We start from the raw sequence: 757 nt of genomic DNA, 5'->3' as shown, positions 1-757 counted from the left end.
TCCTGGGCGACGTAGTCGTGATAGAGCGCGGTGGTGTAGAGCAGGCGCATCTGTGCGCCGATCTCGCAGATTTTCAGGCAGCGCTGCTGCAGCTCGGGCGTGTCGGCGTGTTCCAGCACGATCTGGTAGCCGCGTTCGCCGTGGATTTCATCGGAGACGATGTGCAGGTCGAAGAATTCGACTTCCTCGTCGGTGAAGCCGTACTTGTCGCGCAGGGTCGGGGTCTGCTTGCGGTAGATCGACGGCACCTGGGACTCCAGGCCGACCACCAGGCCGGCGACGGCGACGATCGGGTCTTCGCGCATGGCCACGGCGTAGCACCAGCTTTGCAGGCCACGGGTGGTGGCGGACATATTGTCGGGRTCGACCACGCGCTCGCGGGTGGTGCCGCAGGCTTCGGCAAAGCGGATCAGCAGGTCGGTATGGCGGTCGCCGCCGATTTCTTCCTCATACATRTTGGCGAGCAGGAAGTCCTTGGCTTCGGTGAAGCGGTCGGGGGTGCGGGCGTAGATGTAGGCGAGGTAGTCGGCGAAGGGTCCGACGTAGTGGTAATGGTTCTCGGCCCAGCGCGCGAGGTGGTCGCGGGAGAGCTTGCCGCTGGCCCAGGCCACGCTGAAGGGGGCCTTGTTGGCGCTCTTGCCCTTGATGGCGTTTTCAAGGGCGGCACGGAAATCATCACGGTTCATCAGTTCGGCCATTTGGGGGCTCCTGTGGGCAGCGAGTTCAAGGTTGGGGGACGGCGTGGCGTGGTCCGGAG

The 757-nt window shown here is 64.4% G+C and carries 1 protein-coding gene; it reads right to left on the bottom strand.

The window, feature by feature from the left end; translation table 11 throughout:
• Positions 1-698 (bottom strand): TenA family transcriptional regulator (locus tag AC1DT6_RS40545; protein WP_477115627.1); only part of this gene is annotated, 698 nt, incomplete at its 3' end.
• Between the last annotated feature and the right edge of the window lie 59 nt (positions 699-757).

The organism is Cupriavidus sp. 01L45 (assembly GCF_056399885.1).
This window is presented reverse-complemented; position numbering and strand designations above follow the sequence as displayed.